Source organism: Rhizobacter sp. P3_B12 (assembly GCF_056402895.1).
Map to the genome: position 1 here is coordinate 1 of NZ_JBFUGN010001125.1, position 1,842 is coordinate 1,842.

A 1,842-nucleotide genomic window follows, 5' to 3' on the forward strand; every position below is an offset into this window, starting at 1 on the left:
GCCGCAGCATCGCCAGCTCCGACAGCTTGTCGATCATCGACGCGACGCGTGTCGAGAACAGCTCCTTGTAGGCCATGTACGCGAACAGCATGCCCACCGTGAAGCTGCCGGCCAGCACCGAGCGCGCCGCGAGCCACACCACCAGCACCCGCTCCAGCCCGAACAGCAGCGTCTGCGCCGTCTCGTTGCCGATGTGCACGCGCTGCACCCGAAGGCCGGCGTTGAACTGGTCGGCCAGCATGTTCATCCAGCCGGCGCGGCGCAGGTTGCCGCGGCCGAACAGCCGCACGCTCTGGATGCCGCTGGCGGTCTCGAGGAAGTGCGTCTGCTGCCGCGCGGCGTGGATGATCTCCTCCGCGCTCGCCGCGCGCAGCGCCCGGAACACCGACCAGCGCAGCGCGGCGTACAGCAGCATCGCGGCCAGCGACACCAGGAGCAGCTTCAGGCTGTAGGCCGCCATCATCGCGGCGGTGCCGAGCACCATCAGCGCATCGACCAGCGCGGTGACCACGCTGGTCGTCAGCGTCTTCTGGATCACCGTCACCGAGCCGAAGCACGAGATGATGTGGCCGACGTGCCGCTTCTCGAAGAACTCCAGCGGCAGCTTCACCAGGTGGCCGAACACGTTGCCCAGCCACTGGAAATTGAGCCGCGCGCTCAGCGTCGCGACCCACCAGCCGCGCACCGCGCCGAGGCCCGTCTGCAGCAGCACCAGCAGCCCGAAGCCGATCGCGAGGATCGCCAGCAGGTCGAGATCGGCCGCGAGCAGCCCGTGGTCGACCACCCACTGCAGGTAGAACGGCAGCGCGATCACCACCACCTCGAGCGCCACCGCGAGCGCGAGGATCTGCCCGAGCGCCGGCCCGAGCCCGGTGATGCGCCCCATCAGCCCGCGCAGCGTGAACTCGAGCTTCTCGCGCCGCGGCTCGAAGCCGGCGGCCGGCGTCAGCTCCATCGCGATGCCGGTGAAGTGCTGGGCGAACTCTTCCGGCGTGAAGCTGCGCACGCCGATCGCCGGGTCGTGGATCACGATGCGCCGCGCCGACACCGACTTCAGCACGACGAAGTGGTTCATGTCCCAGTGCAGCACGCAGGGCAGCTGGAGCTGCGGCAGGTGCTCCATCTCGAGCTTCAGCGGCCGGTTGTCCAGCCCGAGCGCACCGGCGATGCGCACCATGCTCTCGAAGTTGGTGCCCTTGCGCGACAGCGCGAAGCGCAGCCGCAGCGTCGGCAGGTCGGTGTCGATGCCGTGGTAGACGGCGATCATCGCGAGGCTCGCGAGCCCGCATTCGGTGGCCTCGGTCTGCACGATCACCGGCAGGTGGCGCGACAGGCCGAGCCGCCGCGTCACGCCGGGCGGCACCGGGTCTTGTTCGAGGCTCATCGCGCCGCCACCTGCAGGCCGGCCAGCGGCTCCAGCACCCATTCGATCAGCGTGCGCTTCTCGGCGACCAGGCTGGCCTGCACGCGCATGCCGGCCTTCAGCGCGTCGCGCCAGGCGAGCGCGGCGCTGTCGGTCGGGTCGATCACGACGCGCACGCGGTAGGTGCCGCCGCCCGCCGCACCACCCGCCGCACCACCCGCCACGTCACCGGACAGGCTGTCGACGGCGCTCACCGCGCTCTGCGACACCTCGCGCACGTGCGCCGGCAACTGCCCGAAGCGCGCATACGGGAACGCATCGACGCGCAGCTTCACCGGCGTGCCCGGCTTCACGAAACCAGCGGCGCGCGTCGGCACGTCGAGCTCGGCTTCGAGTGCGCCACCGCTGCCGCCGGGCAGCAGCGTGGCCAGCAACTGGCCCGCCGCGACCGATTGGCCGGGGCTGGCGAGCACGGTGGC

Annotated in this window: 2 protein-coding genes; both read right to left on the reverse strand. The window is 70.9% G+C overall.

Features of this window, described 5'->3' with window-relative positions:
• Positions 1 to 1,384: peptidase domain-containing ABC transporter (locus tag AC1D01_RS32865; RefSeq protein WP_477873676.1), on the reverse strand; the 1,384-nt coding region annotated here is incomplete at its 3' end.
• Positions 1,381 to 1,842 (reverse strand): beta-barrel domain-containing protein (locus AC1D01_RS32870; RefSeq protein ID WP_477873677.1); only part of this gene is annotated, 462 nt, incomplete at its 5' end. The genes AC1D01_RS32865 and AC1D01_RS32870, both read right to left, overlap by 4 nt.